This is a genomic window from Tenacibaculum lutimaris (assembly GCF_003610735.1).
GTDB classification, from domain to species: Bacteria; Bacteroidota; Bacteroidia; order Flavobacteriales; family Flavobacteriaceae; genus Polaribacter; species Polaribacter lutimaris.
Map to the genome: position 1 here is coordinate 1 of NZ_RAQM01000012.1, position 22,383 is coordinate 22,383.

Sequence of the window (22,383 nt, forward strand, 5' to 3'; positions counted from 1 at the left end):
TGACGAAATCTAGGTTTCAACGTATAACATAACCTTACTCTACGCTTTTTTCTTTCTGATTTATATTACTAAATTTAAACAATTGCTAACTTAAGACGTGTATAATGCATTGCTTGTTCCTGGTGTACTTGGAATAATTTATAGACACGCCAAAGTTCTAGTTTCTTTTACTAACTTTAACCTGACCAACGCAACGACATCATACACAAACACGTTGTGTGTAATTAGACGAACCACATAGAACTAATAATTCAATTAAAATCAAAGTGAGCATATTCTCTTATCATTTAGTCGAACTTCCCTTTTTTGATGCGGTAAAAAGAATATTCTCGAATCCTATCTCCAAAAACACAAAAGGACTAATTCATTCGGAATATATGACAGCAATGACACTAGGTTCACCAATCTTTTCTCCCTCTAGGTTTTTAATTGGACAAGTAGCAGTTTTTATGCAATGGGAAAATGAAGCTGCACTTAAAAACTATTTAGAACAAAACAGTTTTGGAAGAATCCTGGCAAAAGGTTGGCATGTACGTTTGTCTTTTGTTAGAGAATGGGGAAAGTTTAGTGGGTTCAAAATACCTAATCATAAAGACGAATTAGATAGTCCGAACTCTCCTGTAGTTGCTGTTACAATAGCAAGAATGAAACCTTTTGCAGTTCCTAGATTTATACATTGGGGCAGACCGGTTGAAAAACTTGTTAGAGATCACCCAGGAACAACTCTCTCATTGGCTTCAGTTAAATTTCCCAACACAGTATCGACCTTTTCAATTTGGAAGACTGAAAAAGAAATGACTGATATGGTTCGTGGTCATAGTGAAGTTGAAAAACCGAAAAGGCATTCGGACGCAATGAAAGAAAGAAAAAGAAAGGATTTCCATTTTGAGTTTACCACTCTTAGGTTTAAACCTTTATCAGAATTTGGAAAGTGGAAAGGTCAATCCAACTTTATTCCTAACATATAATATAGGCAATAATGGGGATAGCCAAAAAAAATCAGAACATACAAGATTGGATTACTCAACAATGGGTTATCCTTTTCGGAAAAAAAAATTGACACTTTAAAATTCAAATGGCTTATAGGACCATTTGGAGAAACTCATGGAATCGGGATTAAATTTATTGACCAATTAGCAAAAAATGAAAACTTGGTTGTCGAGAGTCAAAAAAAGGATAAGGGATTATTAGATTCAATTAAACATTTAAGGCTACCAAAGACTGATTTTCAAAGACTATCTCCAGATGTAATAGACTTCTATGAAAACACTTCAAATTACGATCTACTCCTTAAAGCAAAATGGAATCCAATATTCAAAGTTTTTGGCTCCTTGGTCAGAATGATTTTCAGTAATAGAATTGAACAATTGAATGTTCCAACTCAAAACTTAGAAAATGGATTAGAGCTAACTAACGAAATAATTAAACTAATTGATTCAAAAACTAATGAAGTCAAAAGAACTATCTGGCTTAGAACCTTTAAGTCGACAGGTCAAGTAGTTTATTCAGGAGTTTATGAAACTTGTTCTTTACCAAATAAAGAAACTTGCATCAAAGCCGTTTTTCCTTTACCAAATGGCAATGCCTCTGTAATTTTATCTCCTAAAGTTGGTGAGAAAGGTGAACTCATTTTGGATTCATCCGGACAAAAAATTGGGGATAGTGGATTTTATTTTTTGCTTAGGGATTCAAAAGGTCAATTATGGACAAAATTTATCAAGTCATTTAAAGACAAGTTAGTCGTAAGTAGCGTAAATAATAAAATTACCGCAACGCAAACTTTGACTTTGTGGAATTTAAAAGTTCTCAAATTTGAATATGACATAAAAAAACACATTAAATAATAGTACTTTTTAGGACAATTGAATATCAGAAAGAAAATCCTATAGATGAAAAATTAGCTACACAACTTTACACCCAAACAATAACCTACGAATATCAAAATTTCAATACCGCATTAAACAGTTAATCATTCAGTAAAACAAGCGAATTAACATTCTTAAAATAATTTTCACATAATTTTACAATAATTAAATTGCACACAATTTAATTGTGCGATATATTTGTGCCGTTATTTATAAGTCAATTATGTCAGAACAATTAAAATTAACCAATCAAGTATGCTTTCCGGTTTATACGCTAGCGAAAGAAGTAATTAGTTTATACCGTCCCATACTAAAAAAGCTAGATTTAACATATCCTCAATATTTAGTAATGTTAGTTTTATGGGAAGAAGGTGATCAAAGTGTATCAGAAATAGGTTCTAAACTTAATTTGGACAGTGGTACCCTTACTCCTTTGCTTAAAAGGTTAGAGCATAAAAAACTTATAGAAAGAAAAAGAGAGATAACGGACGAACGCGTTGTGAAAATTAATTTAACAGAACTGGGGGAAAATATCCAAGAAAAAGCAGAATGTGTTCCTGGTCAAATTATGACTTCTCTAAATATTTCTGTTGACAAATTAACAGAACTCAAAAATATAATAGAACATATATTAAATCAGATTAATGGAAAAAATAAAACCAATTTATAATATCAGCGCCAAAGCAACTGGCGGAAGAAACGGACATGTAAAAAGTGAAAACGGAGTTTTAGAACTTGATGTTAGACATCCTAAAGCGCTGGGAGGAGCTAATGACGATTATCCAAATCCTGAAATGCTTTTTGCAGCAGGATATTCAGCTTGTTTTGATAGTGCGTTAAACTTAGTCATCAAAAAATCTAAAATTAATACTGGTACAACTACTGTCAAAGCAACAGTAAGTATTGGTCAAATAGAAAATGGTGGTTTTGGACTTGCAGCAGCATTAGATGTAAATATTCCTGATGTTTCTTTAGAAGAAGCAAAAGCCTTAACCGAAAAAGCTCATCAAGTTTGTCCTTACTCAAATGCTACAAGAGGAAATATTGAAGTAAAATTAAATACAACAAATAATTAAATATTAATATAATGTCATTAATAGAAAATCTTAACTGGAGACATGCTGTAAAAGCTTTTGATCCAAATAAAAAAGTAAGTGAAGAAAATATTGAAAAAATTATTGAAGCTGCTAGATTAGCACCAACCTCATCGGGGTTACAACAATTTAGAGTTATTTCAATATCAAATCAGGAGGTTAAAGAAAAGTTAGTACAAGGAGCTTTAAACCCTGATTCTATGAAAGACTGTTCGCATGTGTTAGTTTTTGCTGCTTGGGACAACTATACAGAGGAAAGAATAGACAAAGTGTTCGACTATACTACAGACGAAAGAGGATTACCTAGAGGTAGATTTAGTAGCTATACGGACATGCTTAAAAAAGTATATTTAGATCTTCCTGACGAAGTTAATTTTGCACACACATCAAGACAAACTTATATTGCTTTAGGGTTAGCTTTGGCACAAGCTGCAGAGTTAAAAGTAGACACTTGTCCTGCTGAAGGATTTGACAATAAAGTAGTTGATGAAGTTTTAGAATTAGATAAAATGGGCTTAAAAAGTGTATCACTAATGTACATTGGTTATACCGACGATGAAAAGGACTGGATTAAACCAATGAAAAAAGTTAGAATTCCTAGAGATGAATTCGTTATTGATGTAAAATAGTACAGCAATAAACACTGTTTTATTAAAAAAGTAAAACACTCAACAAAATGCTTTTCTTACAGCTTTGTCTGTTTATAGAAAAGCATTTGTTTTTTAATTAACGTAAAATCCATACTTCATTTTAAAATGAAGTAGAATATAAAAGCGTCATGTACTTTTAACTCTAACAAACAATAAGTAACTATGAACGCTATAGAAAATATACTATTCAATAGAAAAAAACGTTCTTTTGCTCATCAATGTTTAGATTGGAGTGAAAGAAAGCGTCATATTGCAGGAGCATTAGGTGCTTCTCTTCTCGAAGCAATGATTAAAAAAGATTGGTTACGTAAAAAAACAAACTCTAGAGAAGTTATTATTACCTCTATTGGTAGAATAGAATTAAAAAATAGGCTAAATTTAGAGGTGTAAAAATATCATTACCCTTGAATAAGCTACTCTACATACTACTCTTTTTTCAACTTTCTGTTCAATCACAACAAATATTATTTGTTGGAAATAGTTTAACCTATACGAACAATATGCCTAAAATGTTAGAGTATATCGGAAAACAACAAGGAATTACTATTAAAACCAAAAGCTTATGTTTTCCTAACTATGCTATTATTGATCATATTAACGACGGAAAACTTCAAAAACTATTAGCAAAAAAACAATTTGACTATCTAATTGTTCAACAAGGTCCTTCCTCACAAGCAGAAGGAAGAAGAATGCTAATACAAGACGGAGCGACAATAAGAGCTCTTTGTGAGCAATACAACACTAAACTTAGTTACTTTATGGTATGGCCATCCGTTAGATATTACCATACTTTTGATAAAGTAATAGAGAATCACAAATTTGCTACCAAACAGAACGATGCTTTTTTGTTTCCTGTGGGAAATATATGGAAAGAATATAACACTTATAAAGGTAAAGAGTCTTTATATAGTCTGGATAACTTCCATCCTTCTACTGCTGGAAGTTTTGTAGCTGCTCTTACTATTTTTCATCAATTATATCCAACAAAAAACCTTCAACAACTCCCTTTTAAAAAATATAAAAAATGGGTAGCTGATGAAGATTCTTTTATATTAATTAAACAATTAATTCTTAAAGAATAAATTATGACGAGTCTCTTTATAAATCTTGCCTAAGTATGATTTTAAATAGTATAAAATTGTACTTTTACATAGTATAAATTAACAAGAATGGCACACGATTTAAGTGACTATAGAAAATCTTACGAAAAAAGAGAGTTACTAGAGGATAACTGTCCTGAAAATCCTATTGAATTATTTAGAGATTGGTTTTTTACTGCAGATGAATCTGAGTTAGTAGATGAAGCAAACGCTATGACAATTGCATCTATTGGATTAGATGGTTTTCCAAAAAGTAGAGTTGTTTTATTAAAGAAATATACATGGGAAGGTTTTATTTTTTATACCAACTACAATTCAGAAAAAGGAAAGGCTATTTTAAACAACAACCATGTGTGTTTGTCATTTTTCTGGTCTAGTTTAGAGCAACAAATTATTATTAAAGGGAAAGCTGAAAAACTTGCCGAGAATTTATCTGATGGTTATTTTGAATCGAGACCAGACGGAAGTAAATTAGGTGCTTGGGCTTCTAACCAAAGTGAAGTAGTGACTTCTCGTAATGAGCTAGATAACAATCTTGCTTCCTTTGAAAGAAAGTTTGAAAATCAAGACATACCTAGGCCCAAACATTGGGGTGGTTTTCTAGTTAAACCTGTTTCTATTGAGTTTTGGCAAGGGCGTCCAAACCGTATGCACGACCGCATTCGATACACTTTACAAAAAGATTTTTCTTGGAAACTTGAACGTTTAGCTCCTTAGTTTTATATTTACATAGTATTTATATTTGAATGAAAACACTATATATCGTTCGTCACGCTAAATCATCATGGGAGTATGATAGCGTTAAAGATATTGATAGACCTTTAAAAGAACGTGGTATTAATGATGCCCATCTTTTGTCAAAATACCTAGCTAAGAAAATTAACAAACCTGATGTTTTTCTTTCTAGTAGTGCAAATAGAGCGCTGCATACAGCGGTTATTTTTTGTGAAAACTTTGGATATCCGTTGTCAAACCTTAAAATAAAACGTCAGCTATATAATTTTAGTGATGGTTATTTAGTTAAAACTGTAAAAGCACTTGATGATAGTTTTGATAGTGCCATTGTATTTAGTCATGACCACGGTATTAATAGTTTTGTGAACAAATTTGGTAATAAACCTATTGCTCATGTAACTACATGTGGTGTTGTAGGAATTCAGTTTGATACTAAACACTGGAAAGATATTAAGAAAGGAAGCACTATATTAGTAGAGTTTCCTAAGAACCATAGATAAATCTATATATTTTGAAAATAAAGAAGTACGGCGCTATTGATATTGGATCTAATGCAGTAAGGTTATTAGTAGCTAACGTTATTGAAGAAAGAGATAGAGAACCCCAATTTAAAAAATCATCGTTAGTTCGTGTACCTATTCGTTTAGGAGCTGATGCTTTTGTTTCTGGACGAATTTCAGAAGCAAATACGCAACGAATGATTGATGCAATGCAAGCCTTTAAACTCATCATGAAAATTCATGGAGTTGAGCGATATAAAGCTTGTGCTACCTCAGCGATGAGAGAAGCTGAAAATGGTGAAGAAGTTGCTAATTCTATTTTAAAAAATACTGAAGTTAAAATTGATATTATAGATGGTAAAAAAGAAGCAGCTATTATATCTTCTACCGATTTAAACCAATTAATAGAATCTGACTCTACTTACTTATATGTTGATGTAGGTGGTGGTAGTACCGAATTCACCTTATTTTCAAAAGGAAAAATTATTCGTTCTAAATCGTTTAAAATAGGTACCGTACGTTTACTTAACAATAAGAAATCTGAAAACAAAATTCTTTTTGGTAAAGTACAAAACTGGATTGAAGAAAACACCAGTGATTATAGACGAATTTCTTTAATTGGATCAGGAGGAAATATTAACAAACTCTTTAAAATGTCTGGAAGAGATATTGGTAAACCTATTTCATACATTTACTTGAATGCTCAATACCAATTCTTAAAAAAAATGAGCTATCAAGAACGTATTTCTGAATTAGGTTTAAACCCTGATAGAGCCGATGTTATTGTTCCTGCTACAAAAATATACCTATCTGCCATGAAATGGAGTGGAGCCAGAAAAATTTATGTTCCTAAAATTGGACTTTCAGACGGAATTATTAAAAGTTTATATTTCAACAAGTTTTAAACCTTATTTTGTGACTTTCACAGGATAATAGTGTCATATAGTTAGAGTAATTTCTTATTTATTAGAAATACTCTAACAAAAAATCAAAAACAAAAACCTCGCTGTTGCGAGGTTTTTTTTATAATACACAATATATCTTTTTGCTACTTTCTTCTTATTTGAATTTTATCAGTTTTCAATTCTTTTTGTATCCAAGTTCTTAACTCTCTCTCATTTTTTACCATAATAGAGTCTGCTAACTTTTTATTCCAACTTATAGATACGACTGTAGAGGTATCTACTTTTATAAAATCACTTGATGATAATACTTTTGCTAAACTCATTTCTTTAATATCATTAAATCGAATTTTTGCTTCTGTACTAATTTTATTGAAAGGAATTGAGTTTTTATCTCTATACAAAGCATCTTGCTCTATTCTTTGATTTAAACTAGAAATTGTTCTTTTCAAATCATCAATCTCCATGTGTAAACCTGTTATGATATTATCTTTTTCATCTAACTCTTTTACTGCCCTATCGTACGCATCTACTACCCTATCAACACTTTTTGCTTTGTTTTCATTTATTACCAGAGAATAAGAGTCTATTTTAGGGAAGGTTTTTAATTCATTTCTCAAAAAAGATTCCGTTGCATCGCTTACATCACCGTTAAAAAATAATTTTATTGTTTTCTCTTTAACCTCTAGCTTTTCACGCTGTAACCATAAATTAGGATTATCATACACTTTTGCTTTTAAGAACCTTTTATAGCTTGCATCAATTACACTTTCATTATATACTCCCACGAAAGTAAACACAGCAGGAACCATTACCAAAAAGGCAATAAAAGATGCTATTTGTGCTATTCTTTTACGTTTAGCAGAATTTACATAACGAATCATTGTAAATCCTAACAATTTCAACACTAAGAAAGTTGCCAATGCAATAAAAATGGTGTTGATTGTAAATAAATACATCGCACCAAGAAAGTAGTCAAAATTACCTATTGCTAAACCATACCCTGCTGTACACAATGGCGGCATTAAGGCTGTAGCAATTGCTACACCAAATATTACAGAAGCAATTGTACCTTTTTTAGTTCGTGCAATAATTAATGCTAAACCACCAAAGAAAGCAATTAATACATCTCTAATATCAGGTCTTACTCTACCTAATAACTCTGAAGTTTCTTCACGAAGTGGAAATATAAAAAAGAATAAAAACGCTGTTAATAAACTTAACACAATCATTGTAGCTAAGTTTGTTAACGATTTGCGTAATGTATCAATATCGTTAATAGCAATAGACATTCCTACCCCTAAAATAGGCCCCATTAAAGGAGATATTAACATGGCTCCAATTACTACTGCTGTTGAATTTGCATTTAACCCTATAGATGCCACAAAAATAGAACAGATTAAAATCCAAGCTGTGGCTCCTTTAAAAGAAATATCACTTTTTATTGCCTCTATTGTTGCCTCTTGGTCTGTATCATCTCTAAAATCAAGAAGCTCTAATATAAACTTCTTTATCTTTTCCCATAAGCCTTTCGCATCTTGCTGTATAGTTTGCTCTGATTGCTCTACAGCTTCCTCTTGCTTATTTTCTTCCATATTTTTCATTTTTATTAACTTCGGAAAGATACAAAATTCCCGAATTAGAAAAGATATAAAAAACGCTTGTAAGCATTGAACCCACAAGCGTTTAAGAATTTTGTTTAAAAACCGTTATTTAGTTAATGTGTAATTTATTTTTCAATTTTGGTGAAATTCCATCTTTATGTAATAAAACAGATATTGTTTTTAATTTGAAGTAAGGAACTGACATATACACATACCCCTGATTTCCTTGATTTTTACCCCAAGAATTCTTTACTTTAAAATAGGTGTTTCCTTTTTGGTCTTTTACCAAACCTACAATATGCATTAAGTGATCATCGGTTGTGTTAAAATTTTCAAATTCTGTTTGACGTAAACTTGGTGTAATTGTTTTTTCTTCTACAATTTCTGTCAACGCTTTTTTATTTTCTGTACTACTCGCAGGAATTACAGCAACTCCACTTTTTGATGAAAATGTTTTTTCTGAAACATCACAGTCTAACTCTACTGTATATCCTTTTTTAATAGCTTCTTCTGTTACAGCTACTAATTCATCTAAAGAAATATTATAAAATGCTCCATTTGAAAAATTATCAGGAATGTTTAAAATGAACTGATCGTATTTTTTTGCATGCTCAAAAGAACTAATCGTTACATAGTTTGAAGGATCTATTTTTACATATTCTGCAAACGATTTAGGAGTATATTTTTTTCCTTCGAAAGTGAACTCTTCTTTATTTTTTCCTAAATACACATCTAAAACACTTTCTACCGATTGCTTCCATTTTGGACTTAATTCTCCTGCTGGGTTTTTAATGTAAGCGTCTAACATCGATTTTAACACCGCAATCATTTCAGCGTGATTATGTCTGTCTTGTCCAAGATCTAAACCAGTAAAAACTTGCTCAGGTACTAATCCGTATTTTTCTACTGAATTAATTACATCGTGCGCTAAACCTCCTTCGCTAAATTGTGCTTTTCCTTGACGGTATAAATAATTATTTGCTTTATCTGAATACGTATTACGAACCGTGTACATTTCAGATAAATCAATGTTTTTACCTGTTAATCTGATAATTTCTGATTCTAAAAAAGAGGTTGTAGAAAAACTCCAACATGTTCCTGTTCTTCCTTGACTTTTAACTTCAGTATCTTCAATATCTTTTACTGTTGAAAACTGATACTTTTGTGCTGAAGTTGAAGTTATACTTAAAAAAGTTAATGCCGCTCCTAATAGAATTTTTTTCATGTTTAAAAATCTTATGATAATTTAAGCAAGCAATTTACTCTTTTTAAAAGATTATTAAACTTCAAAAGTGTTAAAAATCCACTATAACGCCAATACGTGGTAAAGCTCTTCCTGTTGTACTTTCTATTTCCTCTAGTAAATACCTTGAACTATCATTAGGATCGGTTACTCTACCATTTCCATCTTCAATAGGTAATAAAAATGGTTGCTGTTTAGAGCTACTGGCATATATATTTTGAACATCTAAATATAGGTTTATGGCTGCTTTTTTTAAGAACCATGTTTTATCTACACGTATATCTAGTTGTGTATACGTATCTAATCTTTCTGTATTAAGTTTGGTATAATCTAAAATTCCGCCATTTTGCACATCATAATTATCTTTTAAAGAAGAAGCACCTAAATCGTATGGTGTATAAGGTTTACCACCAACTAATCGAAACTTAGTTCCTATTTCCCAATTTCTGTTTAGTTTTTTTCCTGCTGTAATTGTTAACAAGTGTTTATTATCCCATGTTGAAGGAATATATCCACCTTGTGCATCTTTAAACTCACTTCTTACAAAGGTATACGACGCTATTCCATACAGTCCGCTATATGATTTTTTCTGTGCTAATAACTCGAATCCATACGCTCGCCCCTCAGATGTTGAACTCACTGCTTCATTTCCTATAATGCCAAAGTCAGCACCTAGGTTTGCTAAACTTATCTGATTTCTTAACGAGAATGGATAGTCTTTATATCCTTTATAAAACCCTTCAAAAGTAACTTTTGAACTTGTATTAGGCTTATAACTTAATCCACTTACAAAATGATCTGATTGTATATACTTCAATCCATTTTTGTTCTCAAATTCGCCTATATCGTTTTTATATCCTAATACTGTATAAGACGGTAATTGATAGTAACGACCTACTGAAGAACTCACCATCCATTTTTCAGACAGATTATAGCTCAACGACAATCGTGGTGAAAATTGATTGAATGGATTTTTCATTGTTGAATTGTAATCTATCCCATCCATTCTAAAACCAAAAGAAACTCCTAATTTTTCATCTAAATACCTTTTTGATACTTGTCCGAAAACTCCATATTTAACAAAATCAATCGCTGAATTAAAATCGTAGATGGTTACTCCATCTAAATTAGCATTTTTCTGATAATTACTATTCGTATATCTTGCTGTTTCTAAGTTAAAACCTAGATTAAAATCAATCTTATTGTCACTTTCAAAGCTGTTTTCATATCGCAATTTATTCTCTATTTCTTTTGATGAATAATCTAACAGTAAATTCGCTGGTATTTCTTCATTTAAAAAATATTTTACCGCCTTGTTTTTCCATTCATTTCGACTAAGCACAACTAAGTGTGTGGAGTTTGGTGCAAAATACTTGTAACTGGCTCCTACAGTATAATTCCATTGACTATTTACTGGTACTGAATTAAGTATAACTTTATTCCTTTTAATAGTTTCTAGGTCTGTTTCACCATCATTTACCTCTTTATTTATTTTAAAATCATCAATAGCCCCCAAAGCAACTATTGATAATTCACTGTTTTTTGATAATTGTGATTTAACATTTACTTGAAAGTCGCTATATGTTGGCAAAAAAGGAAGTTTTATCAACTTAAATAAAAACTGTAAATACGATTGTCGAGCAGAAAAAATAAAGGTTGTATTCTTACCTAATGGACCATCTAAGGTAATTCCTGCGTCTGAAGTTCCAATAGTTGCTCTTGTGTTTAGTGAATTTGGATTTCCTCTTTTTTGAGTAAACTCTATAACAGAACTCAAAGAGTTACCTCTGTTTGCTGGAAAAGCACTTGAATAAAAATCTACCTTACGAATTAAATCTGCATTCATAATTCCTACTGGTCCACCAGTTGCCCCTTGGGTTTGAAAGTGATTTATTACAGGAACTTCAATTCCATCTAAGTAAAACTTATTTTCAGAAGTTGCTCCTCCTCTAATAATAATATCATTTCTAAATCCAGGATTGGAGGCTACTCCAGGAAAAGACTGAATTACTTTTAACACATCTCTATTCCCTCCTGGGTTCTTTTCTATTTCTGCTATACCCAAACTTTGAAGTGATAATGGGCTATCTACAGACTCTTTAAATAGTGGTGCTTGTATTTGAACTTCTTTTAACTGTGTTGCATCTTCAATCAACTCTAAGGTTATATATGGCGAATTATCTTTAGTAACTAAATACTCATCAGAAATTAACGTTTTATAGCCGACAAATGAAGCCTGTATTTTATTATACCCCAAAGGAACATTATTCAATACAAACTCTCCTTTTTCATTTGAAACTGCTCCTATTTTTGTTCCATATACCAAAACATTAACAAAAGGAAGTACTTCTCTTGTTTTAGAATCAATAACCTTTCCTGAAATTCCTCCTTCATTTTGAGACACTCCAGTAAACGACTGAAGTAAAACCAAGAGTATCAACACTTTTCTCATATCAAAATATTTAAGACTTAACAAAAATACATTTTTTGTTTAACAAAAGACAAAAAAAGATAAACAAAAATATATTAGAAACAAAAAAACTCAATCGTTATGATTGAGTTTTCGTGGGGAGAGCAGGATTCGAACCTGCGAAGTCGTAAGACAACGGAGTTACAGTCCGTCCCATTTGGCCGCTCTGGAATCTCCCCAAAGCTTTTAAAAAAAGCTTCTCAGTAAAATCGAGAAGCTTTACTAGTGACCGGGCTGGGGCTCGAACCCAGGACCCTCTCCTTAAAAGGGAGATGCTCTACCAACTGAGCTACCCGGTCATTTTTTGCTTTTGCTTTTCTGCGTTTGCGGGTGCAAATATAGAAGCTTTTATTGTTCCCACAAACATTTTTTAGAAGTTTTTTTGAAATTTTTTTGATACTATTTGTTACCTATTAATTAACAGAAAGTTACCTAAAGATCATTTAAGTATGCTTTTCTAACTTTTTTAAATAAATTTGATGAATACACAAAATCTACCACTGCTTCATTATCTGTTTTGAAGATTTCTTTATGAGATCCTTCCCATGCTTTTACTCCATTTTTGAGAAAAACAATTTTATCTCCTATTTCCATCACCGAATTCATATCGTGTGTATTTATTACTGTGGTAATTTTATATTCATCCGTAATTTCTTGAATTAGGTTATCTATAACAATAGATGTTTGAGGGTCTAATCCAGAATTTGGCTCATCACAAAATAAATATTTAGGATTCATTACAATCGCACGAGCAATTGCTACACGTTTTTGCATTCCTCCTGATAATTCTGCTGGAAACTTTTTATTCGAGTTCTCTAAGTTTACACGGTTCAACACAAAGTTTACCCTATCTAACATTTCACTTTCAGGTTGCTTTGTAAACATTTTTAAAGGAAACATAACATTTTCTTCTACTGTTTGCGAATCGAACAATGCACTTCCTTGGAATACCATTCCTAATTCTTGACGGAATTGACGTTTGTCTTCTAAAGTCATATCAATATTGGCAAGTCCATCATACACAATTGTTCCTTCCTCTGGTGTATGTAAACCAATTAACGATTTTAAAAACACAGTTTTCCCAGAACCACTCTGTCCAATTATCAAACTTGTTTCTCCTGGTTTAAATGAAGTTGTAATTCCTTTTAAAATCTCAACACCATTAAATCCTTTATGTAAATTATTTACTTCTATCATTAGGTTAATAACATTTGAGTTAAGAAATAGTTTGCTATTACGATAAGTACTGTTGTCCAAACAACCGACTGTGTACTTGCTTTTCCAACCTCTAATGAGCCTCCTTTAACAAAATATCCATGGTATGAAGGTACTGTAGCAATTAAAAAGGCAAAGACTACTGTTTTTATCAACGCATAGGTTATAAGGAACGGATCAAAATCCATCTGAACTCCTGTAATATAATCTGCTCCAGAAAACAAACCAGATAAAACTCCTGCTACCCATCCTCCAAAAATTCCTAAAAACATTCCTAAAATTATCAAAAAAGGATAAAAGAAAACGGTTGATATTATTTTAGGCAACACTAAATAATTTAGTGAGTTAATCCCCATTACTTCTAGCGCATCAATTTGCTCAGTTACACGCATTGTTCCTATACTCGAAGTAATATACGACCCTACTTTACCTGCTAAAATAATAGAACAAAATGTAGGTGCAAACTCCAAAATAACCGATCGTTTTGCTGCGAAACCGATCAACGATTTTGGTATAAACGGACTTTCTAAGTTCAACGCAGTTTGTAAAGCGATTACTCCTCCAATAAAAAACGATATAAATGCAATAATACCTATCGATTTATGTCCTAATTCATCAATTTCTCTAAATAAAGCTTCACGAAACACTCTTGCTCTTTGGGGTTTAGTAAAAACCTGTTTTAGCATTGCAACGTACTTACCTATATGCTCAATGTAATTCATTAAACGAAATCTATTTTTTCTTTCTGCTAAAGTATTAAAAAACCATTAACTCATCGCCTTATTTAAGAGTTTTAGCTTTCTTTTTATGTACCTTTGAGTTTTAATTTTTAAAGAATAAAATGAAAAAAATAGCTTTTTTACTAGCCATCGTATGTATTACAGGTTGTGCTACCGCTCCTCAAAAAAGTACCCAAAAACCTAAACTGGTTGTAGGGGTTGTTATTGATCAAATGCGATATGATTATCTTACTCGTTTCGCTAATAGATATGGAAATGATGGGTTTAAACGTTTACAAAGAGAAGGATTTTCTTTAGAAAATGCTCATTATAATTACATTCCTACCTACACAGCTGTAGGACATACTTCTATTTACACGGGAACTACACCAACACACCATGGAATTATTGGTAATTATTGGTATGATAAATATTTAAAGAAATCTATTTACTGCGTTGATGATAATAATTACAATACTGTTGGAAATGATGGTGAAGGCGGAAAAAAATCTCCTTACAGAATGTTAACCACTACAGTAACCGATCAGTTAAAACTTGCTCAAAACATGAGAGGTAAAACGATTGGTGTGGCAATTAAAGATCGTTCGGCTATTTTACCTGCAGGACACACTGCTAATGCTGCTTATTGGTTTGATGGAGGTGATAAAGGACAATGGATTTCTTCTTCTTTTTACTTAAATGAATTACCAACTTGGGTACAAGAGTTCAACGCTTCAGGAAAAGCTGATGAATATTTAAGTAAGCCTTGGGAAACTTTATATGATATTAGTACTTATACACAAAGTATTGAAGACGATAACGATTTTGAAGTTACTTTTAAAGGGCAAGAAAGACCTGTTTTTCCTCATGATATTCCAACATTAAGAAAAAGCAACAACAACTACAGTATTATAAAAGGTATTCCTGCTGGAAACTCGATTACTACCGACTTTGCTAAAGCAGCTATTATTGGTGAGAACTTAGGAAAATCTGAGTTTGTTGATTTTATTGCAATCAGTTATTCTTCTCCTGATTATGTTGGGCATCAATTTGGAGTTGCTTCTAAGGAAATTGAAGATACATACTTACGTTTAGATCAAGATTTAGCTGAGTTATTCAAGTTTTTAGACACACAAGTAGGGAAAGACAATTACACCTTATTCTTAACAGCTGATCATGCTGCTGTACAAGTTCCTGCTTACTTAGAATCTTTAAAAATACCTGCGGGTTATGTAAAACCTGTAGCTTTTAAAAACTTTTTAAATGAGATTACGGTAAAGCACTTTAAATCTGACGAAATCATTGAAAACATTTCTAACTTTCAAGTCTTCTTAAACAAAGATAAGATTAGAGAGTTAAACCTTAACTATGAAAATGTAGCACAAACTATTGCTGACGAAGCTATTAACCATAATAGAATTTACAAAGCTGTTACTGCTAGAACCATGCAAACTACTACGTTTACGAACGGAATTTTACATGTGTTACAAAATGGATACAACCAAAAGTTTTCTGGTGATGTGATTTTAGTTCCAAATCCTTCAACTATTGCAAGCAGCTCTAGAAAAGGAACTACACACGGTTCTGGTTACTCTTATGACACACACATTCCTATGATTTTCTACGGAAACGGAATTAAACAAGGTGTTTCTAAAAAGAAATATGAAATTGTAGACATCGCTCCAACGATTTCTAATTTATTACAAATTGAATTTCCGAACGGTTTCACAGGAAAAGTTATAGATGAAGTTCTTGAATAGAGAATTTAAAACCAAGTAAATAGAAAACGCCATTTTGACAAACTCAAAATGGCGTTTTTAATTAATTCATCTTCAAATTCTCAAATCATTGTTTAATTTGGGTTGTTTAATATAATTAGTGCTGCAATAACTCCTGGAACCCATCCGCAAAGTGTTAGTAGAAACACTATTAAAATAGATCCACAACCTTTACCTATCACTGCTAAGGGTGGAAAAAAAATTGCTAATAAAACTCTTAATAAACTCATAGTACTTTTTTAGTTAGTATACTTAAAAGACGAGTTAATTAGAATTTTGTTACACTTCTAATTCTACTACATTAACTTTCCAAAGAAAATAGCGTTCATCAATAATTTGTTAGTTCCAAACCAAAATGCTCTAAAGTTAGTATTATCAGTAAAAATGATTACTCTACCACTTCCTAAGCGTCCTGCTTTAAACGGAACGGTGTTTTTCAATTCCTTTAAGTTCTCTTTTGAAATATAACCACTCAATAACGGATTATTTGTATACTGAATTGGATTGTTATAACTCTTTGTATCCGCTTGAATAAATTGTTTAGTATTTCTAAACAAAGCTATGTTATCATTTTTGTAACCAAAATTGATTGGATGTGAACGATCAATCTTTGCTTCAAAAATAGCACCTCCTATTACTTGCGCTCCCGATTGTAACGAACGATTTTCAAACGATACATTATTCACTGAATCTATTTTAGTTTTATTAAACTTCACATCAATAAATCCTTTGTTCGATAACCAGTTTACTGCATTTCTATATCCGATTAACACGCCACCATTACGCACCCATACCTTTAATTTTTCCTCTAAATTCTTGTCAAGCGAGCGACTATTAGGAACAATAATCGTTGTGTACCTATCAAGGTTTACTCTCGTAGCATAATCAGTATCTAACTTTGTTAATTTCATATCGTATCGTTGATCTAACAAATGCCAAATTTCTCCTGCATCATAACTTGTTACTCCATTTCCTACCAACATCGCTACTTTTTGTTGCTTTACTGCTTCAAAATTTCTACTTCCTAGGTCAATTCCTTCATTCAACCCTGTAGATACTCCTTTAATTGCAATATGATTTTCATTCGCTACTGTGCCTAAGAAATCAAATAATTCATTTCCATTTAATTTTTGATTTTGAGCTGGAATAAAAATGGTTCCATAGTCGTATGAATTACCATCATTTGTAAACTTTTTCATCGCTACTTTCGCTCGTAATCCTTTTTCTAAAATCGCATTTAAAGCTTTTGGTGTATTGTATTCATTCCAAGGAAATAAATATCCCACACTACTTTTTTGTTGAATTCTCCCTTTCTTAGGTTGTAATTCAGTTATCTCAACTCCTGCTTTTGATAATGAAATATCATCCGAAAAATCAACTCCAAAAGCATGATTAAATGTCCATGCAGACACATCATAAAACAAGCTATCTTTAAATTTCGTTTGAACAGCAAACATCGCTTTTACCAATCGATGATTTTTTTGGTTCATCGGTACTACATAGCTATACCCTTTTTTGAAGTGTTTTCCATTCGATGTAAAATCTTCTTTTAACTCATGAAATTTTATCTGATGACGTTGTAAGACTTCTGCTAAATGATTTGTTTTTGTTGCATCTTTTTCATCTCCAAACACAATAGCATTGTTCTTTTCTGAACTTCTTGAGTTTTTATAAAAATCTTGTTGGTATTGTAAAATTTTAGTTCGCATGTTTTTAGCAGCCTCTAAAGTTGATAACGCTGCTGTAAACTGGTTACGAATTGTAAACGGAAAGGTTAGCACTCCGTTTTCACTTTCTTGCGCATGCCCACGAGAACTTCCTTGTTCAAATAAAATTCCTATACTTCCATTAATATCAGGAAAGGTTGACCCTTTTCCGTAGTAAAAATCATCAAAACTTTCTTCTGAATAATAGGTTGAACCAATTTTATCGAATGCTTTTGCATGATACGTAGCGATTTCTTTAGTTAACTTCTGATTCATTTTTGGTGTTAACGGATTTGTTCTACTCGGAATTCCTGGTTGGAAAAAGAAGGTAGAATTCGTTCCCATTTCATGATGATCGGTTAAAATATTCGGCAACCACTTATGAAAAGTTTGAATTCTTGCTCTACTCTCAGGCAACTGAACTGGCAACCAATCACGGTTCATATCAAACCAATAATGATTAGTTCTTCCCCCCGGCCAAACCTCATGATATTCTCTATCATTCGGATCTGGATTTATATTATTTGCCTTATTTGTATTTGCCCAATATGCAAAACGTTGTAAACCATCTGGATTCATCGCTGGATCAAAAAGAATTACTGAGTTTTCTAATAATTCTTCAATTTTTTGCCCTTCTCCCGCTGCTAAATAATAAGCGGCTGCTAACGCTGCATTGGTACCACTTGCCTCATTTCCGTGAATTGAAAATCCTTGATATACCACAATTGGACTATCAGAAACATCTACAGAAGCATCATTTGTGGCTTTAATATGCTTTTCTCGTATTGCTTCTAAATTTTGATGATTTTTTGGGGAAGTAATTGTTAACAATACTAACGGTCTTCCTTCATAAGTTGTCCCTCTATTTTCAAATGTTATCCTATCTGAAGATGTTGCCAGTGCTTTCATGTACTCTACCAATTTATCGTGAGTTACATGCCACTCTCCTACTTCGTGCCCTAAAATAGACTTTGGCATAGGTATATTTTGATTGTAGGAAACATCTTGAGGTAAGTAATAATTTAAATCGACTGTTTGTGCTGTTAATGCTGTGCTAACAAATAGTAGTGATAGTAATAATTTCTTCATTATTTTAAGTTGATTGTGTTAACTACGATTAAAATCGCTTGTGTATAGATTTTGTCTAAATAATAAAAACCCCACATAAAAGTGGGATTCTTTTATCCTGTTGGTGTTTATTAACTATTTCTTTTATCTTTTATAGAACATCCAATTGCTCTGGTATCTGTTTTTGTTGGCTTTTCTCCTTTTAACAAAGCATCTACCGCGTTTTCAACGAAACGTTCCTTTACATTATTCTCGTTACGAGAACTATCATCAATAGCGCCAATGTATTCAACAATTAATTTACCTTTCTTTTTATTCAATATGTAAACATGTGGCGTTTTAGTTGCTCCGTATTTTGGATACACCTCTTGACCTTCATCAAACAAATAAGGAAAAGTAAAACCTTTCTCTTTTGCACGCACTTTCATCGCTTCAAAACTATCTCCTTTTGAAACCTCTGGGTCATTTGGATTAATAGCTATTACAGGAAACCCCTTCTTTTTATATTTCTTATCTAAAGCAATGATTCGATCTTCATTTGCTACCGAATACGGACACATATTGCACGTAAACACTACAATGAATCCTTTTGCTTCTGAATAATCAGCTAAAGAAACCATGGTGTCGTCTATATTTTTTAGTGAAAAATCGGCCGCTTCATCTCCTACCTTATATCCTTTTGAAGGATTAATAGTAAATGCAGATATCGTTGCAACTACTAACAATAACAATATTGTTTTAAATGTTTTCATAATTATTTAGTTTAAAAAGGTTTGTAATTCGTATTGTAACTCTTCATAGCTAAATGATTTCTCGTAAAACTTTCTTTTTTTCTCATTGTAAATTAACGTTGCTGGTATAGAACCTGACCAGTTTTCAGCAATATCTGGTATCCAAAATTGTTCGTTTGCATCGTCAAAATGTAGTACTTTAGATTGTAAACTTTTCTTCTTAACAAACGGTATTAAGTTACTTTCTTTCTGTTTAGGAAAATCTAAACTCACCAAAACCACCTCTACATTTTTATCTTTATACGCTGCGTTTAACTTTTCAAAAGCGGGTAGCTCTTTTACACAAGGCATACACCAAGTTGCCCAAAAATTAACAACATAGGTTTTATCGTCATTTTTATGTAGCAAGGGTTTTAACTCTTCATAATTTAGCGTAGCTATTTTAACTGAAGAGTCTCTGACTTCATCCGTTTCTTTAAGTTTTCCTTTACAAGAAAGCAACATGAAACTCCCCAAAAAAAGTATTAGAATTTTATGCATTTGATATTTGTTTCCTCTCAAAATTAACTGATTGTGTTAGTTAAAAAGTAGAATTAACGAAACATTAACAAGAAAAAAGCCCGAAAAGTTAATTTTTTCGGGCTTTTTTTATCAGTAATACTTTTATTTTTTAGCTATAAATTTCATTTAATAGTTTAGCTAAACGTAATCCTCCTTTTTGTAATTGTTCTCTTACTACAGGAAAATAAACATACGAATAACGGTAGCGTAAATTTTCTCCTACCTCAACAGATTTATATACCTCTTTGGTAATTTTGTGTGTGTCGTGTAACCAATCTACAACAGTTCCTTGTTGAATTACTTTTACCTGCTCTTTTGATAATTGCTTAGTGTTATTAGCTAATTCAATATAGCTCATATCCCACTTATTAAGTAAATCCTCATCCCAAACTCTATGTAAATTTGAGCCTTTACCGTGCCATTGAACTTGTATCTTATTCCCTCCTAAATCCTCTTTTTGACCTATATGCATTGGCTGATGTAAGTCTCCTACTAAATGTACTAACATTTTTAAGTAAAAACGTTTATCTTCTGTAGAGCTATTTTCATCCTTTAACACTTTTATACATTTCTCAATACCCGTAACCATATCTCCTTCAGGATTCTTTTCGGTATCTTCATAACGAGCATCTAATGGCATATTTACATAATGCCAAGTATAAAATTTACCATATTTCTTTCTATCAGATTTTATTTCATCTGCATAAGTAGATACAAACGCTAAACTTTCTCCTTGTAATAGCTTTTCTATTTTCTTTTTAGCTTTTTTTGTCAGGTGTTTTTCTGCTATCTTTCCTGTAGCTCTGTGACCAGTTGGCCCCCACACATCTTCGTTATTAGCTACTGAGGAAACACTTACCAAAAAAGCAGCGAATACTATTAAAAATTTTGTCTTCATGAATAGTTTAAATTATAATCGGAAGCTAAATTATAAAAATAATTCCTCAAAAATTTGGATTTAACAAAAATTAAAACATATCTTTATAATATCATTTTAATATCACTTTAATTAAAACAAAAATGAAAGCAGAAAAAATCATCAAACCAGCCAATGGGTATTTAATGTTCTTTATTGTACTTATACTTTTTATAAGCGGAATTACATTAACAATTAAAACCGAAAATCCAGCATTCCTTTTAATTTCTTTACTAGCTTTTATACTAGCCTTAGGCTTTATTTTAGTAAACCCAAACTCCTCTAAAGTTTTGTTATTCTTTGGTAAATATGTAGGCACAGTAAAACAAAATGGATTGTATTGGGCAAACCCTTTATACAAAAAGAAAACTATTTCATTAAGAGCTAGTAATTTTGATAGTGAGCGTTTAAAAGTGAATGATAAACTTGGAAACCCAGTAATGATTAGCACTATTTTGGTATGGCGCGTTACCGAAACTTATAAAGCCGCTTTTGATGTAGACAATTATGAAAACTTTGTTCGCGTACAAACAGATGCTGCTGTACGCAAACTAGCAAGTATGTATCCGTATGATAATTTTGCTGATGAAGGTCATGAAGAAGACATTACCTTACGATCAAGTGTAAATGAAGTAAGTGAAGCTTTAGAAAAAGAACTAGAAGAGCGTTTAGCTATTGCAGGTATCGAAGTTTTAGAAGCACGTATTGGTTATTTGGCCTATGCACAAGAAATAGCAAGTGCTATGTTAAAGCGTCAACAAGCTACAGCTATTGTAGCTGCTAGACATAAGATAGTACAAGGTGCTGTTGACATGGTAGAAATGGCTTTAGAAGAACTAAACAAAAAAGAAATTGTTGATTTAGACGAAGAACGTAAAGCCGCAATGGTTAGTAATTTACTAGTGATTTTATGTGGCGATAAAGAAGCTGCACCTGTAGTAAATGCAGGAACGTTGAATCATTAAAAGACTCAAAGAAGGTTAAGTAATGAAAGTTTTTAAAGAAGAACAACGGTTTACACAATTATGGTTATTAGTAATTTTAGCAGTAAGTTTAATTGTCCCTATTACTCTTATTATCAAAGAGTACATACAAGAAAACTCTACAATGAGTTCAACAGAGTTTGCACTTACTCTTCTTGGTATTGTAGTTTCTTTCGCTTTCATTTTTATTTTTAAACTAACTACAAGAATCGATGAGTATGGAATTCATTATCAATTCTTTCCTTTTCATCTATCATTAAGAAAAATAGCTTGGTCTGAAATAGAAAAAGCATATGTCAGAAATTATGATCCTATTGGTGAATATGGAGGATGGGGCTTGAAAGGCGGATTACTTTGGAATAAAAAAAGGGGAACTGCTGTAAATATTTCAGGAGATATTGGTATTCAACTAGAACTGAAAAATGATAAAAAATTACTAATAGGAACAAAAAAAGAACAAGAAGCAAAGCGTGTTTTAGAAACCTATCAATATAAATTACAGTAAATTATGATGAACATCATAGTCTTTATTATTATATATCT

23 protein-coding genes and 2 tRNA genes are annotated in these 22,383 nt (G+C 31.9%); 13 read left to right on the top strand and 12 right to left on the bottom strand.

Translation table 11 applies throughout. The features are described from left to right. The first annotated feature begins 266 nt into the window (after positions 1-266). The 10 genes from C8N26_RS12185 (at position 267) to C8N26_RS12230 (ending at position 6,849) form a co-directional block, all read left to right on the top strand. The gene (locus C8N26_RS12185) at positions 267-968 is read left to right on the top strand and encodes a hypothetical protein (protein ID WP_120187525.1); all 702 of its coding nucleotides are present in this window, start codon (positions 267-269) and stop codon (positions 966-968) included. Between the two features lie 183 nt (positions 969-1,151). Beyond that, positions 1,152-1,844 (top strand): hypothetical protein, encoded by a 693-nt coding sequence (locus C8N26_RS12190; RefSeq protein WP_245962570.1) that lies wholly within the window; start codon positions 1,152-1,154, stop codon positions 1,842-1,844. Positions 1,845-2,088: 244 nt separating this feature from the next. Further along, positions 2,089-2,535, top strand: coding sequence for a MarR family winged helix-turn-helix transcriptional regulator (locus C8N26_RS12195; RefSeq protein WP_028892918.1), 447 nt, complete (start codon positions 2,089-2,091; stop codon positions 2,533-2,535). After that, the gene (locus tag C8N26_RS12200) at positions 2,510-2,941 is read left to right on the top strand and encodes an organic hydroperoxide resistance protein (protein WP_394342655.1); all 432 of its coding nucleotides are present in this window, start codon (positions 2,510-2,512) and stop codon (positions 2,939-2,941) included. Before C8N26_RS12195 ends, C8N26_RS12200 begins: the two co-directional genes overlap by 26 nt. 11 nt (positions 2,942-2,952) lie before the next feature. After that, positions 2,953-3,588 (top strand): nitroreductase family protein, encoded by a 636-nt coding sequence (locus tag C8N26_RS12205; RefSeq protein WP_120187526.1) that lies wholly within the window; start codon positions 2,953-2,955, stop codon positions 3,586-3,588. 183 nt (positions 3,589-3,771) lie between these two features. After that, the gene (locus C8N26_RS12210; RefSeq protein WP_120187527.1) at positions 3,772-3,999 is read left to right on the top strand and encodes an ArsR family transcriptional regulator; all 228 of its coding nucleotides are present in this window, start codon (positions 3,772-3,774) and stop codon (positions 3,997-3,999) included. 14 nt (positions 4,000-4,013) lie between these two features. Next, positions 4,014-4,691, top strand: coding sequence for an SGNH/GDSL hydrolase family protein (locus C8N26_RS12215; RefSeq protein ID WP_211327808.1), 678 nt, complete (start codon positions 4,014-4,016; stop codon positions 4,689-4,691). Positions 4,692-4,778: 87 nt separating this feature from the next. Then, a complete protein-coding gene (pdxH, locus tag C8N26_RS12220) occupies positions 4,779-5,426 on the top strand; it encodes a pyridoxamine 5'-phosphate oxidase (RefSeq protein ID WP_120187528.1) in 648 nt (215 codons plus the stop codon). Between the two features lie 29 nt (positions 5,427-5,455). After that, positions 5,456-5,944, top strand: coding sequence for a SixA phosphatase family protein (locus tag C8N26_RS12225; protein ID WP_028892913.1), 489 nt, complete (start codon positions 5,456-5,458; stop codon positions 5,942-5,944). 8 nt (positions 5,945-5,952) lie between these two features. Then, positions 5,953-6,849: a Ppx/GppA phosphatase family protein gene (locus C8N26_RS12230; RefSeq protein WP_028892912.1), complete on the top strand. Its 897-nt coding sequence runs from the start codon at positions 5,953-5,955 to the stop codon at positions 6,847-6,849. 143 nt (positions 6,850-6,992) lie between these two features. Here the strand turns inward: C8N26_RS12230 and C8N26_RS12235 are convergent, their stop codons facing one another. The 7 genes from C8N26_RS12235 to C8N26_RS12265 all read right to left on the bottom strand — a co-directional run bounded on the left by C8N26_RS12235 (position 6,993) and on the right by C8N26_RS12265 (position 14,100). Continuing rightward, positions 6,993-8,441 carry a DUF389 domain-containing protein gene (locus C8N26_RS12235; RefSeq protein WP_120187588.1) on the bottom strand — a complete coding sequence of 483 codons (1,449 nt, stop codon included), beginning with the start codon at positions 8,439-8,441 and terminating at the stop codon, positions 6,993-6,995. Between the two features lie 118 nt (positions 8,442-8,559). Continuing rightward, on the bottom strand, positions 8,560-9,675 hold the full coding sequence (locus tag C8N26_RS12240; protein WP_120187529.1) for a C1 family peptidase: 1,116 nt from the start codon (positions 9,673-9,675) through the stop codon (positions 8,560-8,562). A gap of 70 nt (positions 9,676-9,745) precedes the next feature. Beyond that, the gene (locus tag C8N26_RS12245) at positions 9,746-12,145 is read right to left on the bottom strand and encodes a TonB-dependent receptor (RefSeq protein ID WP_120187530.1); all 2,400 of its coding nucleotides are present in this window, start codon (positions 12,143-12,145) and stop codon (positions 9,746-9,748) included. 114 nt (positions 12,146-12,259) lie between these two features. Next, positions 12,260-12,342 (bottom strand) — tRNA-Tyr (locus C8N26_RS12250). 47 nt (positions 12,343-12,389) lie between these two features. Further along, positions 12,390-12,462 (bottom strand) — tRNA-Lys (locus C8N26_RS12255). A gap of 133 nt (positions 12,463-12,595) precedes the next feature. Beyond that, positions 12,596-13,360, bottom strand: coding sequence for an ABC transporter ATP-binding protein (locus C8N26_RS12260; protein WP_120187531.1), 765 nt, complete (start codon positions 13,358-13,360; stop codon positions 12,596-12,598). Continuing rightward, positions 13,360-14,100, bottom strand: coding sequence for an MlaE family ABC transporter permease (locus C8N26_RS12265; RefSeq protein WP_120187532.1), 741 nt, complete (start codon positions 14,098-14,100; stop codon positions 13,360-13,362). The genes C8N26_RS12260 and C8N26_RS12265 overlap by 1 nt, the downstream gene beginning before the upstream one ends. A gap of 119 nt (positions 14,101-14,219) precedes the next feature. Here C8N26_RS12265 and pafA point away from each other — a divergent pair, with 119 nt between their 5' ends. Further along, on the top strand, positions 14,220-15,857 hold the full coding sequence (gene pafA / locus C8N26_RS12270; protein ID WP_028892906.1) for an alkaline phosphatase PafA: 1,638 nt from the start codon (positions 14,220-14,222) through the stop codon (positions 15,855-15,857). A 92-nt stretch (positions 15,858-15,949) separates the two neighbouring features. On the opposite strand, the gene C8N26_RS12275 is transcribed toward pafA, so the two are convergent. From C8N26_RS12275 to C8N26_RS12295, 5 genes are all read right to left on the bottom strand, one after another. Beyond that, positions 15,950-16,105, bottom strand: a complete 156-nt coding sequence (locus C8N26_RS12275) for a YqaE/Pmp3 family membrane protein (RefSeq protein WP_081728322.1) — start codon at positions 16,103-16,105, stop codon at positions 15,950-15,952. A 66-nt stretch (positions 16,106-16,171) separates the two neighbouring features. Further along, the gene (locus tag C8N26_RS12280; RefSeq protein ID WP_120187533.1) at positions 16,172-18,670 is read right to left on the bottom strand and encodes a M14 family metallopeptidase; all 2,499 of its coding nucleotides are present in this window, start codon (positions 18,668-18,670) and stop codon (positions 16,172-16,174) included. Between the two features lie 110 nt (positions 18,671-18,780). Next, positions 18,781-19,401, bottom strand: coding sequence for a thioredoxin family protein (locus tag C8N26_RS12285; protein ID WP_120187534.1), 621 nt, complete (start codon positions 19,399-19,401; stop codon positions 18,781-18,783). Between the two features lie 6 nt (positions 19,402-19,407). Beyond that, the gene (locus C8N26_RS12290) at positions 19,408-19,920 is read right to left on the bottom strand and encodes a TlpA disulfide reductase family protein (RefSeq protein WP_120187535.1); all 513 of its coding nucleotides are present in this window, start codon (positions 19,918-19,920) and stop codon (positions 19,408-19,410) included. A gap of 130 nt (positions 19,921-20,050) precedes the next feature. After that, the gene (locus tag C8N26_RS12295) at positions 20,051-20,839 is read right to left on the bottom strand and encodes a S1/P1 nuclease (RefSeq protein WP_028892902.1); all 789 of its coding nucleotides are present in this window, start codon (positions 20,837-20,839) and stop codon (positions 20,051-20,053) included. Between the two features lie 122 nt (positions 20,840-20,961). Between C8N26_RS12295 and C8N26_RS12300 the strand changes: the two genes are divergently transcribed. Next, positions 20,962-21,822 (top strand): SPFH domain-containing protein, encoded by an 861-nt coding sequence (locus C8N26_RS12300; RefSeq protein WP_120187536.1) that lies wholly within the window; start codon positions 20,962-20,964, stop codon positions 21,820-21,822. Between the two features lie 22 nt (positions 21,823-21,844). Next, positions 21,845-22,345, top strand: coding sequence for a hypothetical protein (locus tag C8N26_RS13575; protein WP_211327809.1), 501 nt, complete (start codon positions 21,845-21,847; stop codon positions 22,343-22,345). Positions 22,346-22,383 lie beyond the last annotated feature (38 nt).

Bases quoted from the DNA above. Each gene is read 5' to 3' on its own strand.
- C8N26_RS12195 (WP_028892918.1), top strand. From the start codon at position 2,089: ATGTCAGAACAATTAAAATTAACCAATCAAGTATGCTTTCCGGTTTAT.
- C8N26_RS12200 (WP_394342655.1), top strand. From the start codon at position 2,510: ATGGAAAAAATAAAACCAATTTATAATATCAGCGCCAAAGCAACTGGC.
- C8N26_RS12205 (WP_120187526.1), top strand. From the start codon at position 2,953: ATGTCATTAATAGAAAATCTTAACTGGAGACATGCTGTAAAAGCTTTT.
- C8N26_RS12210 (WP_120187527.1), top strand. From the start codon at position 3,772: ATGAACGCTATAGAAAATATACTATTCAATAGAAAAAAACGTTCTTTT.
- pdxH (WP_120187528.1), top strand. From the start codon at position 4,779: ATGGCACACGATTTAAGTGACTATAGAAAATCTTACGAAAAAAGAGAG.
- C8N26_RS12225 (WP_028892913.1), top strand. From the start codon at position 5,456: ATGAAAACACTATATATCGTTCGTCACGCTAAATCATCATGGGAGTAT.
- C8N26_RS12235 (WP_120187588.1), bottom strand. From the start codon at position 8,441: ATGGAAGAAAATAAGCAAGAGGAAGCTGTAGAGCAATCAGAGCAAACT.
- C8N26_RS12240 (WP_120187529.1), bottom strand. From the start codon at position 9,675: ATGAAAAAAATTCTATTAGGAGCGGCATTAACTTTTTTAAGTATAACT.
- C8N26_RS12245 (WP_120187530.1), bottom strand. From the start codon at position 12,145: ATGAGAAAAGTGTTGATACTCTTGGTTTTACTTCAGTCGTTTACTGGA.
- C8N26_RS12260 (WP_120187531.1), bottom strand. From the start codon at position 13,360: ATGATAGAAGTAAATAATTTACATAAAGGATTTAATGGTGTTGAGATT.
- C8N26_RS12265 (WP_120187532.1), bottom strand. From the start codon at position 14,100: ATGAATTACATTGAGCATATAGGTAAGTACGTTGCAATGCTAAAACAG.
- pafA (WP_028892906.1), top strand. From the start codon at position 14,220: ATGAAAAAAATAGCTTTTTTACTAGCCATCGTATGTATTACAGGTTGT.
- C8N26_RS12275 (WP_081728322.1), bottom strand. From the start codon at position 16,105: ATGAGTTTATTAAGAGTTTTATTAGCAATTTTTTTTCCACCCTTAGCA.
- C8N26_RS12280 (WP_120187533.1), bottom strand. From the start codon at position 18,670: ATGAAGAAATTATTACTATCACTACTATTTGTTAGCACAGCATTAACA.
- C8N26_RS12285 (WP_120187534.1), bottom strand. From the start codon at position 19,401: ATGAAAACATTTAAAACAATATTGTTATTGTTAGTAGTTGCAACGATA.
- C8N26_RS12290 (WP_120187535.1), bottom strand. From the start codon at position 19,920: ATGCATAAAATTCTAATACTTTTTTTGGGGAGTTTCATGTTGCTTTCT.
- C8N26_RS12295 (WP_028892902.1), bottom strand. From the start codon at position 20,839: ATGAAGACAAAATTTTTAATAGTATTCGCTGCTTTTTTGGTAAGTGTT.
- C8N26_RS12300 (WP_120187536.1), top strand. From the start codon at position 20,962: ATGAAAGCAGAAAAAATCATCAAACCAGCCAATGGGTATTTAATGTTC.
- C8N26_RS13575 (WP_211327809.1), top strand. From the start codon at position 21,845: ATGAAAGTTTTTAAAGAAGAACAACGGTTTACACAATTATGGTTATTA.